16 protein-coding genes are annotated in these 16077 nt (G+C 66.5%); 8 read left to right on the top strand and 8 right to left on the bottom strand.

Features of this window, described 5'->3' with window-relative positions:
* Positions 1-31: 31 nt before the first annotated feature.
* Positions 32-1285: an amidohydrolase family protein gene (locus tag ABZX86_RS05810; RefSeq protein ID WP_355120430.1), complete on the bottom strand. Its 1254-nt coding sequence runs from the start codon at positions 1283-1285 to the stop codon at positions 32-34.
* Between the two features lie 117 nt (positions 1286-1402).
* Positions 1403-2047: a GntR family transcriptional regulator gene (locus ABZX86_RS05805; RefSeq protein WP_327145577.1), complete on the bottom strand. Its 645-nt coding sequence runs from the start codon at positions 2045-2047 to the stop codon at positions 1403-1405.
* 242 nt (positions 2048-2289) lie between these two features.
* Here ABZX86_RS05805 and ABZX86_RS05800 point away from each other — a divergent pair, with 242 nt between their 5' ends.
* The 5 genes from ABZX86_RS05800 to ABZX86_RS05780 all read left to right on the top strand — a co-directional run bounded on the left by ABZX86_RS05800 (position 2290) and on the right by ABZX86_RS05780 (position 7326).
* On the top strand, positions 2290-3039 hold the full coding sequence (locus tag ABZX86_RS05800; protein WP_355120428.1) for a sulfite exporter TauE/SafE family protein: 750 nt from the start codon (positions 2290-2292) through the stop codon (positions 3037-3039).
* Positions 3040-3071: 32 nt separating this feature from the next.
* Complete coding sequence (locus ABZX86_RS05795; protein WP_355120426.1) at positions 3072-4271, top strand: amidohydrolase; 1200 nt, start codon at positions 3072-3074, stop codon at positions 4269-4271.
* Between the two features lie 70 nt (positions 4272-4341).
* Complete coding sequence (locus ABZX86_RS05790; RefSeq protein ID WP_355120424.1) at positions 4342-5202, top strand: ABC transporter ATP-binding protein; 861 nt, start codon at positions 4342-4344, stop codon at positions 5200-5202.
* A complete protein-coding gene (locus ABZX86_RS05785) occupies positions 5199-6155 on the top strand; it encodes an ABC transporter permease (RefSeq protein WP_355120422.1) in 957 nt (318 codons plus the stop codon). The genes ABZX86_RS05790 and ABZX86_RS05785 overlap by 4 nt, the downstream gene beginning before the upstream one ends.
* 34 nt (positions 6156-6189) lie before the next feature.
* On the top strand, positions 6190-7326 hold the full coding sequence (locus tag ABZX86_RS05780; RefSeq protein ID WP_355120420.1) for an ABC transporter substrate-binding protein: 1137 nt from the start codon (positions 6190-6192) through the stop codon (positions 7324-7326).
* Between the two features lie 4 nt (positions 7327-7330).
* Here ABZX86_RS05780 and ABZX86_RS05775 read toward each other — a convergent pair whose 3' ends face one another.
* From ABZX86_RS05775 to ABZX86_RS05760, 4 genes are all read right to left on the bottom strand, one after another.
* Complete coding sequence (locus ABZX86_RS05775) at positions 7331-8647, bottom strand: DUF2254 domain-containing protein (protein ID WP_355120418.1); 1317 nt, start codon at positions 8645-8647, stop codon at positions 7331-7333.
* Positions 8648-8774: 127 nt separating this feature from the next.
* Entirely contained in the window at positions 8775-9221 is a 447-nt protein-coding gene (locus ABZX86_RS05770; protein ID WP_355120416.1) for a hypothetical protein, read from the bottom strand.
* A gap of 79 nt (positions 9222-9300) precedes the next feature.
* The gene (locus tag ABZX86_RS05765; RefSeq protein WP_355120414.1) at positions 9301-9861 is read right to left on the bottom strand and encodes a DivIVA domain-containing protein; all 561 of its coding nucleotides are present in this window, start codon (positions 9859-9861) and stop codon (positions 9301-9303) included.
* Between the two features lie 82 nt (positions 9862-9943).
* Positions 9944-10576, bottom strand: coding sequence for a TetR/AcrR family transcriptional regulator (locus tag ABZX86_RS05760; protein ID WP_355121279.1), 633 nt, complete (start codon positions 10574-10576; stop codon positions 9944-9946).
* Positions 10577-10672: 96 nt separating this feature from the next.
* Here ABZX86_RS05760 and ABZX86_RS05755 point away from each other — a divergent pair, with 96 nt between their 5' ends.
* A complete protein-coding gene (locus tag ABZX86_RS05755) occupies positions 10673-12166 on the top strand; it encodes an NAD(P)/FAD-dependent oxidoreductase (protein ID WP_355120412.1) in 1494 nt (497 codons plus the stop codon).
* A 49-nt stretch (positions 12167-12215) separates the two neighbouring features.
* On the opposite strand, the gene ABZX86_RS05750 is transcribed toward ABZX86_RS05755, so the two are convergent.
* Positions 12216-12746 carry a dihydrofolate reductase family protein gene (locus ABZX86_RS05750; RefSeq protein ID WP_355120410.1) on the bottom strand — a complete coding sequence of 177 codons (531 nt, stop codon included), beginning with the start codon at positions 12744-12746 and terminating at the stop codon, positions 12216-12218.
* 1 nt (position 12747) lies between these two features.
* Positions 12748-13668 carry a helix-turn-helix domain-containing protein gene (locus ABZX86_RS05745; RefSeq protein ID WP_355120408.1) on the bottom strand — a complete coding sequence of 307 codons (921 nt, stop codon included), beginning with the start codon at positions 13666-13668 and terminating at the stop codon, positions 12748-12750.
* A 165-nt stretch (positions 13669-13833) separates the two neighbouring features.
* Between ABZX86_RS05745 and yajC the strand changes: the two genes are divergently transcribed.
* Entirely contained in the window at positions 13834-14238 is a 405-nt protein-coding gene (gene yajC / locus ABZX86_RS05740; protein WP_355120406.1) for a preprotein translocase subunit YajC, read from the top strand.
* 97 nt (positions 14239-14335) lie between these two features.
* The gene (secD, locus tag ABZX86_RS05735; protein ID WP_327145590.1) at positions 14336-16075 is read left to right on the top strand and encodes a protein translocase subunit SecD; all 1740 of its coding nucleotides are present in this window, start codon (positions 14336-14338) and stop codon (positions 16073-16075) included.
* Positions 16076-16077 lie beyond the last annotated feature (2 nt).

Raw genomic sequence — 16077 nt, 5'->3', positions numbered from 1 at the left:
AAAAACTGTGCCCATGGTGACTCGGGTACGACTAATGCGTGAAGATTCTCTCCTGAATTCGACTGGTACGGGCGACTATTCGGCCCGCCTTGAGGACGTAGTTGCGGTCGGGGCGGTCCAGTAGGGCGTCGGCTACGCGGTGGGTGGAGAGCACAACGAGGTCGGCTGGGGCGCCGGGGCGTAGGCCGTAGTTGTGGGCGATGCCGATGACGCGGGCGGCCTCGGTGGTGGCCATGGCGAGGACTCGGGTCAGGTCTGCGGGGCCGGAGAGGTGGCAGGTCTGGGCTAGGAACAGGCCGATGTCGAGGAGGTCGGCGTTGCCGTAGGGGGTGAAGGCATTGCGAATGTTGTTGGAGGAGTATGCGGTGGTGATGCCTGCTGCCCAGAGTTCGCGGAGGGGGGCGATGCCGCGGCGGATATTGGTGGTGTCGGTGCGGCCGCCGAGGTGCATATCGGTGGCGGGGAGGGGGACCACCGCGACACCGGCGGCGGCCAGGCGGGTGAGGGTATGGCGGCGGCGGGAGGGATCCTGGCCGGACAGGGAGGTCATGTGGCCCAGGGTGACTCGGCCGGACATGCCGGTGCGGTCGGTGACATCGGCGATGTAGTCGGCCATGGCGAAGCGCGGATCGGTGGCATCGTCGGCGAAATCGGCGTGGATGTCCACGGGGACATCGAATTCGGCGGCGAGGTCGAAGACCAGGTCGATGTGGCGGCGGCATTCGGCGACGGTGGGTTCGTTGTAGGCGCAGCCGCCGATGACATCGGCGCCGCGGCGGAGGCTCTCGCGGAGCAGATCGAGGGTGCCGGGGGCTTGCAGGATGCCCTCCTGCGGAAACGCCACGATCTGCAGGTCGATGCGGTCGCGGTATTCCTCGCGCAGTTCGAGCAGCGCCTGCACACCGCGCAGTCCGACAATCGGATCGACATCGGGATGTGCGCGAATCACCGTGGTGCCGTGGGTGATTGCCATATCCAGAACACGTCGGGCACGATCGCGAACGGAGTCCACGGTGAACCCGCGCTTGAGTTCGGCGGTGACCGCGATGGCTCCGGCCAGCGTGCCGTCGGGGTTCGGCTTTTCGGCGTCCAGCAGCGCCTTGTCCAGGTGCACATGGGATTCGACGAGCCCGGGAATGACCACGCGCCCGGCGCACTCGATTTCGTCACGGCCCTGTTCGGGCAGGCTGCGGCCGATATCGGTGATGCGACCGTCGGCAATGACGATATCCACCGGATCGATGTCATCGTCGATGCGGGCATTACGCAGCACAAGATCCGCCATGGGTGCCTCCTGAACGAAAGTGTCACCGTTTGTATACGACCGGCGTGTTTCGTCCGAGGGCGAGAATTGCTGCGCTGAGGTTACGAGCCGCCTTGCCGGGCAAGGACTTCCGGCGGGCTAGGGCAGCTGGCGCAGCCGATAGGCGTACGCCGCATGCGCGATATGGTCGGCGACCACCTGCGCGGCGCGGTCCGGATCCCCGGCCTCCAGCGCGGCGCAGATCTCCTCGTGCTCATGCCAGGAGTCGCTGGCCCGGCGCGGCAGCTCGACGGCGTAGACCCAGGCGATCTTCCAGCTCAGCTGGGTGATCAGCTGTTCGAGCAGGGTGCTGCCGGACGCCTCGGCGAGCACCTCGTGGAAGCGGCTGTTGAGGCGGGTCAGCTCTTCCAGGCGACCGGCGTGCACGGCATCCTGACCCAGCACCGTGAGTTCCTTGAGCCGCCCGAGCTGTTCGGGCGTGCGGCGCACGGCCGCGCGCGAGGCGCACAGCGGTTCCAGGCGGGCGCGGATCTCCAGCAGATCCGCCGCCTCCTCCTCGGTCAGTTCCGCGACGAAGACTCCGGCATAGGGCCGTGACGAGGCGAAACCCTCTGCCTCCAGGGTGCGCAACGCTTCCCGCACCGGCACTCGCGAGACACCGTAGCTCTCGGCGAGCGACTCCTCGGTGAGCCGCTGGCCCGGGGCGAACACCCCACTGATGATGTCGTCGCGAATCGCGCGGCACAGCTGCTGCGGCGTCATGCGCCGGACGGTGCTGCTCACTATGGCCTCACAAACGGCACTGCGGCCTCACAGACGAAACGAGAAACGGGCATTTGCATACGATCCATCGTGCTGGCGCCGGATCGATTGCCGCCAATGTACTGCATGAAAGCGGTTGCCCGCCTGCGCGACCGCGGGCTGTGCCGACACTGTGTGACCTGCATTGCCCCGCCGCGTTTTTCGGCTCGCCGGTATGAGGCAGTTTGTATACGATGCGCTGCATATCTGTCCGGAAGGATTTCATGGATCCCGCGCATCTGGTTCTACTGCTCGTCGCCGGTTTCGGGGCGGGTGTCTGCAATGCCATCGCCGGCGGCGGCAGCCTGCTCTCATTTCCCGCACTGCTGGCCACCGGCCTGCCGCCGGTCGCGGCCACCGTCACCAATTCGGTCTCGGTCTGGCCGGGTTACCTGGGCGGCGCGGCGGCACTGCGCAAACGGCTCGACGAACACCGCGCACTGGTCCCGCGACTGATACTGACCGGTGCCGTCGGCGCCGGCGGCGGGGTCATCGCACTGCTGGCGGCCCCGCCCAGGGTCTTCGCCGCGCTGGTTCCGTATCTGATTCTCGCGGCCACCGCCCTGTTCGCGGCGCAGCCGTTCCTGTCCAAACTGCTGGCCGCGCGCCGGGGCGAGGGCGATTCCCAGCTGCTGCTGTTCGCCGGGGTATTCCTCGGCGGCGTCTACGGCGCGTACTTCAACGGCGGTATGGGCATCGTCCTGCTGACGGCGCTGGCCCTCGGCATCGACGCCTCGATCACACAGCTGAACGGCCTGAAAAGCCTGCTCACCCTGACGGTGTCGACCACCGCCATGATCGCCGTCGCACTGTTCGGCCCCGTGCACTGGCTGGCCGTGCTGGTGCTCGCACCCGCCTGCCTGCTCGGCGGCGTGGCGGGCGCGAAACTCGCGGACCGCCTGCAGCCGGGCGCCTTCCGCGCCCTCGTCATCGTCTTCGGCGTCGGCGCGGGCACCGCCATGCTGCTGGCCTGAGGCACTCCCACCCCTTCGAAAGAGGTACATCGATGCACGACCTACTGCTCCGCGGCGGCCGCCCCTGGACCCCCGGCCGGCTCCTGGAAACCGCCGATATCGCGATCAGCGACGGCCGGATCACCGCGATCGGCCCGAATCTGACCGGAACCGCCACGGAGACCATCGATCTGGCGGGCGCGCTGGTCCTGCCCGGCCTGGTCGACTCCCACTGCCATCTCGACAAGACCATGTACGGCGGCCCCTGGGTGCCCAATAGCGGTGGCCTGACCCTGCAGGGCCGCATCGCGAACGGGGAAGGCCGCCGCGATGAACTCGGCCTGCCCAGTGCCGATTACGCGGCGAATCTGCTGGGAGCCATGATCTCCGGTGGCACCGCCCACGTGCGCAGTCATATCGATATCGACCCGGAGGTCGGATTGCGCGGGGTGGACGCCGTGCGCGCCGCGGCCGCGCGGTATTCGGATCGAGTGGACGTCCAGCTGGTCGCCTTCCCGCAGGGTGGCCTGCTGACCCGCCCCGGCACCGACAAACTCCTGGAGGCCGCCCTGGCCGACGGAGTCGAGGTGATCGGCGGCCTGGACCCGGCCGGATACGACCGCAATGCCAACGGCCAGCTCGATCTGATCTTCGGCCTTGCCGAGAAGTACGGCGCGCGTATCGATATCCATCTGCACGACCGCGCCGCGCTGGGCGCCTGGCAGTACGACCTGATCATCGAGCGCACCCGGGCCACCGGGCTGGCTGGTCGCGTCACCATCAGTCATGCCTACGCCATGGGGGAGCTGGCCCCGGGCGAACAGCGGCGCATTGCGGAAGGCCTTGCCGAGGCCGGAGTTTCGATGGTCACCTGCGCGGTCGGGGACGCCCCGGTGGTACCGGTCCGGCTCCTGCACGAGGTGGGCGCGACCCTGGCGCTCGGCAACGACGGCATTCGCGATCTGTGGACCCCGTACGGCGACGGCGACATGCTGCGCCGCATCATGACCGTCGCCTTCCGTGACCGCCTGGTATCGGATCCGGAGATCGAACTGGCGCTCGCCGCCGGAACCTACGGCGGTGCACAGGTTCTCGGTCTCACCGACTACGGACTGACCGCGGGCGCGGCCGCCGACCTCTTCACCGTCAGCGCCGAAACGCCCGCCGCCGCTGTGGTTTCCGTGGCGCCGCGCACACTGGTGCTCAAGCGTGGCCGGGTGGTGGCGCGCCATGGCGTTCTCGTCGAGAACTGATCGTATACGAAACAGCGGCGTAATCATGTAGACCGCGAACGGCAATGAGCCACCGATAGAACTGTGAAGCATGAGCACCACCGCTTCACAAGCCATTACCGGTCCGGGCCGGGCCGGTGCGACGGATGCCGCCGATGACGGCAACGTATACACCCGCCCGGCCGCCACCGCCCCGGCGCTGGCGTTCCAGAACGTCTCGCTGGTCTTCGAGAACGGCACACACGCGCTCGACGGCATCGATATCGACATTCGCCCAGGCGAATTCGTCTCCCTGGTCGGACCCTCCGGCTGCGGTAAATCGACCCTGCTGCGCCTGGCCGCCGGATTCGACAAGCCCACCGCGGGCGCCGTCGCGGCGGCCACCAGCAAGCTGGGATACGTCTTCCAGGAGGCGACCCTGCTGCCGTGGCGCTCGGTACTGCGCAATGTCGAACTCCCCGCCGAACTCTCGGGCGTGGACAAGGCCACCCGCCGCGCCGCGGCCCGGGACGCCATCGAGCGGGTGGGCTTGTCGGGCTTCGAGAACCACAAGCCCGCACAGCTTTCCGGCGGTATGCGCATGCGCACCTCGATCGCCCGCGCACTCACCGTGGCGCCGGAGCTGTTCCTCTTCGACGAACCCTTCGGCGCCCTCGACGAGATCACCCGGCAGCGACTGAACGAAGAGGTGAGCGGCCTGTACCGCCGTTCGGGCTTCACCGGCGTGTTCGTCACCCACTCCGTGGCCGAGGCGGTGTTCATGTCCACCCGGGTGGTGGTGCTGACCGGTCGCCCCGGCCGGGTCGCCGCGGACATCCCGGTGCCCCTGGACTTCCCGCGCACCCCGGAACTGCGCTACACCCCCGAATTCGGGGCCATCGCCGCCACCGTCTCGGCGGCGCTGCACGACGCCGAACGCACCGACATCACACCGACCGGGAGGGCCGCATGACCGCCGCCACCGCCCGCTCCGCCACCGCCGCAACGCTTGTCGCCGCGGTCATGGCGGGCGACAACTCCGCCGAGGCCGCGCCCCTGAGCGGCGCGACCGCAGCTCCCGTGCCTGTCGCCGACGCGGGACTGCGCACTCCGGAGCCGGGCGATCGCCGAAAACTTCGATGGCCCTTCGCGATCGCCCCCATTCGCATCATCGCCCCGGTGACCGTCTTCGTCCTCGTCATCTCCGCCTGGACCGTGGTCAGTCACTTCGTGCTCGCCGCGGACTCCCGATTCCTGCTGCCCCCGCCGGAATCGGTGTTGTCCAAGGGCCTGCTGAATGCCGCGACCCGCACCGAGATCCTCACGGCGCTGGGCGCCACCGTGCAGATCGCGCTCACCGGCCTCGCCATCGCCATTGTGCTGGGCGTCGCCTTCGCGGTGCTCATGAGTCAGGCCCGCTGGGCCGAGTACTCCCTCTACCCGTATGCGGTGATCCTGCAGACGATTCCGGTGCTGGCGGTGGTTCCGCTCTTCGGCTTCTGGTTCGGTTACGAATTCAGCAGCCGGGTCATCGTCTGCGTCATGGTGTCGCTGTTCCCGGTCATCACCAATACCCTGTTCGGCCTGAAGTCGGTGCAGCCCGCCGAACATGACCTGTTCACCCTGCACGGCGCGAACCGGTGGCAGCGGCTGCTGAAACTGCAACTGCCCGCGGCGCTTCCGGCCATGATCACCGGCTTCAAGATCTCCGCCGGTATGGCCATCATCGGCTCCATCGTCGCCGACTTCTTCTTCCGCCAGGGTGATCCCGGCATCGGCCGCATGATCGATGTCTACCGGCAGCGCCTGGCCACTGAAGAACTGCTCACCGCCCTGCTGCTGTCCTCTCTCGTCGGCCTGATCCTGTTCTGGGCCTTCGATTTTCTCGCCGCCCGCGTCGATCGCGCCCACGGTAAGCGCGCCTGATTTCCACCCCTCTGTGACAAACCTAGGAATGCTCGTGAAGAAACGTCTCCTCGCCACTGCCGCGCTCGCGGGCAGCCTCAGCCTTGTGCTCGCGGCCTGCGGCGGTAGCTCCTCCTCGCCCAAGCCGACCGGTCAAGGCGTCCTCGCCGGGGTATGCCCGGCCACCGTGGTGATCCAGACGGATTGGTACGCCACCCCCGAGCGCGCCGCCGCCTATCAACTCGTCGGTCCCAATGGCACCGTCGACGCGAAGAAGGGCGCGTACGTCGGCCCGCTCGGTGATACCGGCGTGAATGTCGAAGTGCGCCTGGGCGGTCCGTTCCTCGGTGGTCAGCCGGTGCCGGCCCAGATGTACCAGGACACCAGCATCACCCTGGGCCTGGTGCCCACCGACGAGCAGATCCGGGCCGAGGCCAAACTCCCGCTCACCGGCGTCTTCGCCTCACTGCAGACCAATCCGCAGGTCATCATGTGGGATCCCGCGACCTACCACATCAATTCGTGGAAGGACGTGGCCGCCAGCGGTGCGCCGATCCTGTACTCCGAGGGCAAGCCCTATATGGACTACCTCGTAGCCAACGGCGATGTGAAGAAGGAGCAGCTCGACGCCTCCTACGACGGCACCCCCAGCCGCTTCGTCGCAGAGAAGGGCCGAGTCATGCAGCAGGGCTACGTCTCCAATGAGCCCTACCGCTGGGAACACGATGTGAAGGGCTGGCAGAAGCCCACCGGCAGCCTGCTGGTGTCCCAGTCCGGCTATGAGATCTACCCGCATCAGTGGTCGGTGCGCACCGGGGAACTCGACAAGCTCCGCCCCTGCCTGCAGAAGCTCGTCCCCATGCTGCAGCAGGCCCAGATCGACTACGCCGCCAACCCCGAACCCACCAACCAGGCCCTGCTGCACATTTCGCAGGCCATCCCCGACGGCCCGCCCATGACCGCGGCGGCCAATACCGACTCGGTCAAGGTCCAGTTGGCGGACAAGATCATCGCCAATGGCCCCGGCAATACCCTCGGCAACTTCGACACCGCCCGCATCGACCGTGTCATCGCGGCGGTCACCCCGATCCTGCACAGCCAGGGTCAGCAGGTCCCCGACGGTCTCGCCGCCAAGGATCTGGTCACCAATGAATTCATCGACCCCACAAAGGGATTGAAGACCCAGGGCTGAGCGCTCAGGCGGTCATGAGCTCGCGCAAGGCCTGGCAGCGGCGCAGAATATCGTCGCGATCGGATTGCTCCGGCACCGAATCGGCCACCGACCGTTCGATCATCTCCGCCTGATCCATCAGTACCCGCTGCCGCTCCGGCGCGCTCGTCCGATCCATGATCTGGGTGAGCGCGTCGAGCTGGCGAATCATAATGGCGGGCATGCCGATTCCCGCCTGCCGAATCTTCTCGAAGGAACGCTGCACCAGGCGTTCATAACTGACCTGCTCGGCGATCACCCGGATCTGCCCGTCACGGGATCGCCGCACCGGCAGGGGATCCCAGGAGACCGCGAGCCGGGACAGGCAGTCACCGAGCCAGTCGATGCATGTCATGACGGTGAAGGTGTCGTTCACCGCGAGTGACAGGGCGCGCAGCGCGATCTCGACCAGCTGGTCGATGCCGAAGGAAATGTCCTGGGTGAGAGTGCGTGTCGGCCCGGCCACATGACCCCGATCGAGCTTGACCGCCACCACCTCGGCCGCCGAGGCCGGCCACACCATTGCCATGACCTGTCCCTCGGTGAGGAAATGCCCTGGGCGATAAGGCAAATGGATGACCGCATCGGCCTTCTCGGCAATCTGAACCAGCTTCTCATAGCGGATGTACTGCAGATATCCACTGGTGGCCGTGCGCACCGGACCACCGGATTCGCCCATCAGCGCCAGCAATTCGGCGGACGAGGGCCCGGTCTCGATCCCCGTGTTGGAGGCGATGCCCTCGGTATACGCCGCCGTCGCGAGAGAGACATCGCGCGCGATCCCGGCGATCACCCTGGGCAGCTGGATCTCCTGCGCGATGTGATTGATGAAGTAGATCAGCACCACCAGATCGAGCACCAGCGAGGCGATGGCCACCGTGGTGCTGATGTGCGGTACGAACTCCGGCCCGACCACCACCAGCGTCGCGACCGTATAAACGAAGGTCGCCACGAAGGTGCCGAGCGTCAGCTGTGTACCGCGATCGCGAATGAAGTTGCGCAGCATGCGCGGACCGAACTGTGTCGAGGCCAGCGTCAGCGCGACGATCGTGATCGAGAAAACCACGCCGACCACCGTGATGATGGCGGCCGCGATCGCGGTGAGCACCTGCCGCGCGGCATCGGGCGTACCGCCGATCACCCAGGACGGAATCCCGAACTCACCGCGGAACGTCGCCCGGTCCAGGCCGTAGGTGAGGACGAATATCAATACCGCGCCCAGCACTTCGATGGTGGGCACGAACCACAGATTCGTTCGCAGCGTATCCCGCCGCCGGTCCCATTCGGGATTGATGCCGCGCACGGTGCGCCTCCAGCTGGATCGATGAGTTGACGTGCCGGCCACACTCCCCGCCGTACCTTGATGAAATCTATACGCGCGGAACGCGGAAGAGGGACATGAGCGCCCCTTCCGCGATCCGCGCCGAGCGCTAGGCGTCGAGCAGTGCGCTCGCGCGCTCACCCGCCCGCAGCAGCATGGTGATCGCGGCCTCGGCCAGGTCCGGATCGATATCGGCGAGCGCGGCATCGGTCAATTGCCTTGCGTGGGTGTACATCTGCTTGAAGTGCGCCGCGCCCGCGGCCGTGAGCTCCACTGTCGCGGCGGCCGTGTCGAACACGATGTCGCCGGTCGGCGCGATGCGCTCCAGCAGGCTGATGACCTGTGGCCGAGGCAGATCCATGCGCTGATCCAGCTCGGCCACCACCACGGCGAGGGGCAGAACGGGACCCTGTTCACTCAGCAGCGTGAACAGCATCCAGGTCGGGAAATCCGTGTGCTGGTCGGCCAGGGCGCGGTCGTGCAGCTTTTTGATGCGGTGCGCGGTTTCGCCGAGTGCGCGGCCGAGGCTTGGCCGCGGCGCGGAATTCTGGGTCATGGGAACCTCCAAGAAACGTTGGTGAGACCAACGCTACTCCGAGATTGATGGTCGCGCCAACGATAAATGCTCCCCGGATTCAGCGCGAAGTCTTCTCCAGCTGATGCGCCACCAGATCGAGGAAGGCGTCGACCTCCTCGCGGTGGTAGGCGGCCGTACCGCCGGGCGCGGTGTGAAAAGCCGTGCCGCGCACATCTTCCGCGGTGAGACCGTTGGGCCCGTCGTGAGCGAGGGTGGCCGCCAGGCGATCGAGGAAGGCGCCCACCTCCTCGGCCGCATAACCGGTCAGGCCGAATGGGGGAGCGGAGAACTGGACGCGCAGTACATCATCGACGGTGAGGCGATCCCGGTCGCGACCCGTCGGCACCCGATGGCAGCCGCGGCGCACGAACTCCAATTCCAGACAGGCCTGATCCAGGAATTCGTCCACCTGCTGGATGTCATAGCCGCGATGCCCGCGCGGAGCGTCGTCGAATTCGACCAGCCGGATATCGGCGGTGCTGAGGTGATCGTGACCGATCATGGTGTCGGCGATACGTGTTCGGAAGGCATCCACCTGGGCCGGATGGTAGCCGTGGTGCCCGAACGGTGCTGTGCCGAAGTGCCTGCGGCGAACGTCCTCGGGGGTCACGTCGGTCATTGTGCCAATGTGCTCATGTCCGAATCGTCGCCGCCCCTGGTGGATCCGCTTTGTCGGGTGAGTCCGTGTGCGCGTGGCGGATTCAGTCCTTGCGCACACCGTCGATGAGCAGCCGCCGAATGGCCTGGGTGAGACCGTCGATCGCGGCCTGGTCGAGATCGGGATTGCGCAGCCCGTGCAGAATCGCCGCCAGCAGCATGCCGGTGACGGCCTTGGCGGTATTGACGGTGTCCAGATCGGCGCGCAGATACCCCTGTTCCACACCGTGTTCCAGATAGGCGGTGGTCAATGCGTCCGCGGTATCGAGCAATCCGTACAACCGCATGGTCAGTTCGGCGTCGATGCCCGTGGCCTGGAACAGCAGCAGCTGCGCCACCCGGCGATCCTCGAGGAAGATGCTGTTGAGCGCCACCCCGATCCGCTCGAGCTGACCCCGGTACGCCTCCAGGCTCTCGGCCGCGTCGGGTGCGTTCTCGGTGCCCAGCGCCTCCACGATGCGGGCGGCCAGATCATCGATGACGTGATCGATGATGTCGCGCTTATTGGCGAAGTACCGGTAGAAGGTCCCGTGCCCGATGCCCAGCTCATTGGCGATATCGGCAATGCCGGTGGCGTGATAGCCCCGCTCGGCGAAGCATGCGAACGCGGTATCGATGATCTCCTGGCGGAGCTCGGCCTTACGCCGTTCGACTCGGGAGGATGGCTTCGTCACCAGGCCGATGATACGGTGTTCACAAACGGAATGAGATGTCATTCCGTGACAACTGAGTCACAGGGCTCTTGCGAGCCGCAGCTTTCAGGGAGGTTCGGCGTGGCACCTCAGTACGACGCCATCGTGGTCGGTGCGGGTTTCGGCGGCATGGGCGCGGGCATCGAATTGGATCGGCTCGGTCTGAGCAATTTCGTGATCCTGGAGCGCGAGGACGACCTCGGCGGCACCTGGCACGTCAATCACTATCCGGGCCTGGCCGTGGACATCGCCTCGGTCACCTACTCCTATTCATTCGAGCCGAACCCGAATTGGTCGCGCCTGTTCGCGCCGGGCGCCGAGCTCAAGAAGTACGCCGAGCACGTGGCCGACAAGTACGACCTGCGCCGACGCATGCGCTTCGACACCGTGGTCGGGGGAGCGCGCTGGGACGAGGAGCAGCAGCACTGGGTCGTCGCCATCGAGAACGGCGAATCCCTCACCGGCCGTTACCTGCTGACCGCCACCGGCTTCCTGTCGCAGCCGTACACGCCGCCGTTCCCGGGGATCGACACCTTCCAGGGCAAGATCATCCACACCACCCGGTGGGAGAACGACTTCGATCTCACCGATCGCAAGGCCGCCATCATCGGCACCGGAGCCACTGCCGTGCAGCTGATTCCGGAGGTCGCCAAGAAGGTCGAGGCGCTCACCGTCTTCCAGCGCACCCCCATCTGGGTGGTGCCCAAGGTCGACGTCGCCATCTCCAAGTCGGTGCAGTCGCTCTTCGCGCGGGTTCCTTTGACGCAGAAGGCCGCCCGGCTGGCCAATACCACCGCGCTGGAGGCCCTCATGGTCGTCGGCGTGCTGCACTTCAAGCAGGCCAAGCCGTTGAACAAGGCCGCCGCCGCGCTGGCCAAGGCGCATCTGCGGACCTCGGTGAAGGACAAGGAAACTCGGAAGAAGCTCACGCCGGATTACGATTTCGGCTGCAAGCGCCCCACCTTCTCGAACCTGTACTTCAAGACCTTCAACGAACCGCATGTGCGCCTGGAGACCAACTCCATCGACCACATCGAGCCCGACGGCATCGTCACCGCCGACGGCAACAAGACCGAGATCGACACCCTGATCCTGGCCACCGGCTTCAACCTGTGGGATGTGAACTTCCCGGCCATCGAGATCATCGGCCGCGAGGGCGTCAACCTCGGAAAGTTCTGGCGCGACAACCGCTTCCAGGCCTATGAGGGCATCACCGTGCCGAAGTTCCCGAACTTCGTCAGCCTCAACAGCCCGTACTCCTACAGCGGCCTGTCCTACTTCACCACCATCGAGGCCCAGATGAAGCATATGGGCCGGCTCTTCGGTGAGATGAACCGTCGTGGCGAGCAGGTCTTCGAGGTCACCGAGCAGGCCAACACCGGATTCCTGGACCGGGTCACCGACAAGCTGGATTCCTCGGTGTTCTACAGCGGCCAGTGCTCCACCGCGCGCAGCTACTACTACAACCAGCACGGTGAGGCGGCACTGCTGCGTCCCACCAGCACACTGAACGCGCATCGCGAAGCGGTGACCTTCCCGCTCGACGATTACACCTACGGCACGCAGTCGGCCTGAGCCGAGCACTCCGCGCCCGGCGATCACCGCCGGGCGCGGAGCCGCGTTGTCAGTCGCGCACGACCGCATAACGGGCGCAGGCGAGTTCGCCGTTCAATGCCACCTCGATGGGCGTGAGCTCGAGCCGCCGCGGCAGCAGCGGTGCACCCGAACCCAGCGTGACGGGTGCGAAGGACACCACGATCTCGTCGAGCAGTCCGTGATCGGCGAACTGCCCCGCCAGATCGCCGCCGCCTGCCACCCACAGCTTCTTGTCCCCGGCCGCCGCTGCCATCTGCGCGTGTACGGCGGGTACGGATTCATTGGTGAAGCGGATATCGCGGCCCGGCTGCGGCGGGAACTCCCGATGGGTGATCACCCATGCCGGCATGTCGTACGGCCAGGTATCGGGTTCGTTGTCGAGCAGCCACTGATAAGTATTGGCGCCCATGACCAATGCGCCGATCTCGGCGATGAATCCGTTGTAACCCATCGGTCCATCGCTATCGTTCTTGCGCGAGAGCAGCCAGCTCAGGGAATGCTCGGCGTCGGCGATGAATCCGTCGAGACTGCTGGCGGTGTAATAGGTGGTGAAGGACATCTCAGCCTCTCTGTCGTAGCCACGTGATGGGATCTCCGTGGCCGAGTTCTCTTGCGGTATCCGGTAATTCGGCCCCGAGCCACTGCCGTGCCAGCAGTCGGCGGTGTGCGGAATAGGTGAGTACGTGCGCGATCACGCTGCCGAGCACAAAACTCTCCGGCGGATCGCAGAGCGCGTCGATGAGGGTGTCGTTCCAGCCCCCGCGCCGATCGATCTCGCGCACCGTCGCCAGCCACCGGGGACCGATCTCCTCGAAGCAGGCGAGCAGCTCCACCGGATCGTCACTCGGCTGCTCGGGACTGTCCGCGCCCTCGACCGCCGCCAGCCACACCTGTTTCGTCCACACCAGCTGCAACAGCACCGCGGCGAGTGACTCCTCGGCGCCGGACCACGGGATCACCGTGAATCCCGGTGCACGTACGTGGCGGTATCGGTCCGCACTCAGTCCGGCCGCGAGAGTCAACAGCTCCCGGGTGTCGTCCAGATCCTGATGCAGCATGATCGCGGTCGGATCCATATCGGCCCGTCCTTTCGGTTCGCTCTGCACCCACAGCGACATGGGCGGATGGAAGTGGACGCCGTTCACCGCCGGTAGCCATCTCGCTGCCCGTTCGCGGCCGGTGCTGCTCGGCGGATGTCCGTAGGCGCGGCTGTATGCCCGGCTGAACCCCTCCACCGATTCGTATCCGGCCGCGAATGCCACGTCTGTGACACGCACGCCCCGGCTCAGCTCCCAGGCCGCCCGTTCCAGCAGCACTCGCCGCCGCAACGCCACCGGGGATTCGCCGGTGCCGCGGGCGAACTGCCGGGAGAAGTGGAACGGCGAGGCATAGGCGCCTGCCGCCATATCGCCGAGCGTCGAATTGTCCTCTGCCAGTACCGCGTCCAGCAGTTCGCGGAGCCGATCCCGTCCGATGTGCACCCGATCAGTCTGGCCGGACCGCCCGCCGCGGCGCTTGACCGATCTTGCTGTGTCCTTCGCCCTGGGCGAATCCAGTACAGGTCGGCGCGGCCTATCTCAGCTTCAGCTGGCAGACTGTCTGGGAAACGACCACTCGACCACTCAAATTAAGGGCTGACTTCGACGATGGACCTTCTGCTGCCGCTGCTGCTGGTTGCCTTGCTCATCCCGATGTTCCTGGGCGTCCGCCGCCAGAAGCGGGAACAGGCCAAGGTGATCGAAATGCAGGACACCCTGAAGGTCGGCGACCGCGTCGTCACCACGTCGGGCCTGTTCGGCACCGTGGTCGAGGCCGATGACACCTCCGTGGATCTCGAGATCGCCGAGGACGTCGTCACCACCTGGCTGCGTGCCAGCATTCGCGAGATCCGCAATGAGGATGCCGACGCCACGACCGAAGGGTCGGCCGACACCGCTCCGGAAGCCGAGTCCGACCATGCTCTGGAGGCGCAGTCCGGCAACGCCCTCGGGGCCACGTCCGATGCTGCCACCGAGAACGCCGACGAAGCCCCCCGGCTGTCCAAGGACTGAGATTCCCGCGCGCCGTCGGCCTCCGCGATCCGGTGGCCGGACGGCGCTGCGGTGTGCCCGCTCGTTCCACCTCGAATCCGCCTAGGAGATAAGTACAGTGCCACCTTCCCAGGGAACGGCGCATCCATTGCGTCTGCTCGGCGTCTACGCCGCACTGGTGGCCGTGATGTTCGGCCTGGTGTTCTTCACCGGTGACAAATCCGCCAGCCCCAAACTCGGCATCGATCTACAGGGTGGCACCCGTGTCACCCTGACGCCGCGTACCCCGGACGGCGGGAAACCGAGCCAGGACAGTCTGCGCCAGGCGCAGAGCATCATCGAGCAGCGTGTCAACGGCCTGGGTGTCTCCGGTTCCGAGGTCCTGATCGATGGCGACAACCTGGTGATCACGGTCCCGGGTGAGAACGGCGCGCAGGCCAAGGCCCTCGCCACCACCGCCAAGATGTACATCCGCCCCGTGATCCAGTCCATCGCCCCGCAGGTGAAGGACGGCAAGCCGGTGGGCCAGCAGCCCGGCGCAGCGCAGCAGCCCGGCGCGCCGCAGTCGCCGGCCGCCGGGCAGCAGCAGCCCGCCGCACCGCCGGCGGAAACCGTGGCGCCGAGCGATTCGCAGACGCCGCCGACCACCTCCGAGGCCCCGGCCGCGCAGAACCGGGTGTTCCCGGCGCAGGCGCCGACCACCCCCTCGGCTCCCGTGCCGGCGCCGACGCCCGCGTCACCGCAGCAGACCCAGCAGGAGATCGCCGCCGCAAAAGCCCTGCGGCAGAGCACCGATCAGACGGTTCAGCAGGAAGCCATGCTGACCATGGACTGCACCAAGCCGGATCCGTTGCAGGGCAACGACGATCCGAACCTGCCGCTGGTCGCCTGTGGCACCGACGGCAGCCAGGTCTATCTGCTGGACAAGAGCCGTCTCGACGGCCAGGAGATCAAGGACGCCTCCGGAGTCTTCGAGCAGAAGGAATCCAAGTGGGTCGTCAATGTGGACTTCAAGTCCGGCGGCGCCGACACCTGGGGCAAGCTGACCACCGAGTTCTACAACAAGCAGCTGGCGTTCGTGCTCGATACGAAGGTCGTCAGCGCGCCGGTCGTGCAGCAGGGTGGCCAGTACGGCGGTAGCACCTCCATCTCCGGTACAGGCATCAACAAGTCCACCGCGCAGGAGCTCGGCAATACCCTCAAGTACGGGTCGCTGCCGCTGTCCTTCGCGACCTCCGAGGCCGAAACCGTCTCGGCCACACTGGGTTTGTCGTCCCTGCACGCGGGCCTGATCGCCGGCGCCGTCGGCCTGATCGCAGTGCTGCTGTACTGCCTGCTCTACTACCGAATGCTCGGCTTCCTGGCCGGGTTCTCACTGGTCGCGGCAGGTGTGGCTGTCTATCTGCTGATCGTGCTGCTGGGCCGGGGCATCGGATTCACCCTGGACCTGGCGGGTATCGCTGGTCTGATCATCGGTATCGGTTTGACGGCCGACTCGTTCGTGGTGTTCTTCGAACGCATCAAGGACCAGATGCGCGGTGGCCGGAGCTTCCGATCCGCCGTGCCGCGCGGCTGGAAGCGCGCGCAGCGCACCAACCTGTCGGGTAAGACGGTCAGCCTCATCGCCTCCGCGGTGCTGTACCTGCTGGCCGCCGGCCAGGTGAAGGGCTTCGCCTTCACCCTGGGTCTGACCACGGTGCTCGACATCATCGTGCTGTACCTGGTCACCTCGCCGCTGTTGATGCTGGCGTCGCGCTCGGCCTTCTGGGCGAAGCCGTCGGTCAACGGTCTCGGTGCGGTGACCGAACTCGCCCGTGAACGCAAGGTGGCGTCCGGCGTTCTGGTGAAGGAGGCGTGATC

Source organism: Nocardia sp. NPDC006630, from assembly GCF_040611495.1.
Taxonomy (GTDB): domain Bacteria; phylum Actinomycetota; class Actinomycetes; order Mycobacteriales; family Mycobacteriaceae; genus Nocardia.
This window is presented reverse-complemented; position numbering and strand designations above follow the sequence as displayed.

Coding starts and splice junctions, on each gene's coding strand:
- ABZX86_RS05810 (WP_355120430.1), bottom strand. CDS start 1,285: ATGGCGGATCTTGTGCTGCGTAATGCCCGCATCGACGATGACATCGAT.
- ABZX86_RS05800 (WP_355120428.1), top strand. CDS start 2,290: ATGGATCCCGCGCATCTGGTTCTACTGCTCGTCGCCGGTTTCGGGGCG.
- ABZX86_RS05795 (WP_355120426.1), top strand. CDS start 3,072: ATGCACGACCTACTGCTCCGCGGCGGCCGCCCCTGGACCCCCGGCCGG.
- ABZX86_RS05790 (WP_355120424.1), top strand. CDS start 4,342: ATGAGCACCACCGCTTCACAAGCCATTACCGGTCCGGGCCGGGCCGGT.
- ABZX86_RS05785 (WP_355120422.1), top strand. CDS start 5,199: ATGACCGCCGCCACCGCCCGCTCCGCCACCGCCGCAACGCTTGTCGCC.
- ABZX86_RS05770 (WP_355120416.1), bottom strand. CDS start 9,221: ATGACCCAGAATTCCGCGCCGCGGCCAAGCCTCGGCCGCGCACTCGGC.
- ABZX86_RS05765 (WP_355120414.1), bottom strand. CDS start 9,861: ATGACCGACGTGACCCCCGAGGACGTTCGCCGCAGGCACTTCGGCACA.
- ABZX86_RS05750 (WP_355120410.1), bottom strand. CDS start 12,746: ATGTCCTTCACCACCTATTACACCGCCAGCAGTCTCGACGGATTCATC.
- yajC (WP_355120406.1), top strand. CDS start 13,834: ATGGACCTTCTGCTGCCGCTGCTGCTGGTTGCCTTGCTCATCCCGATG.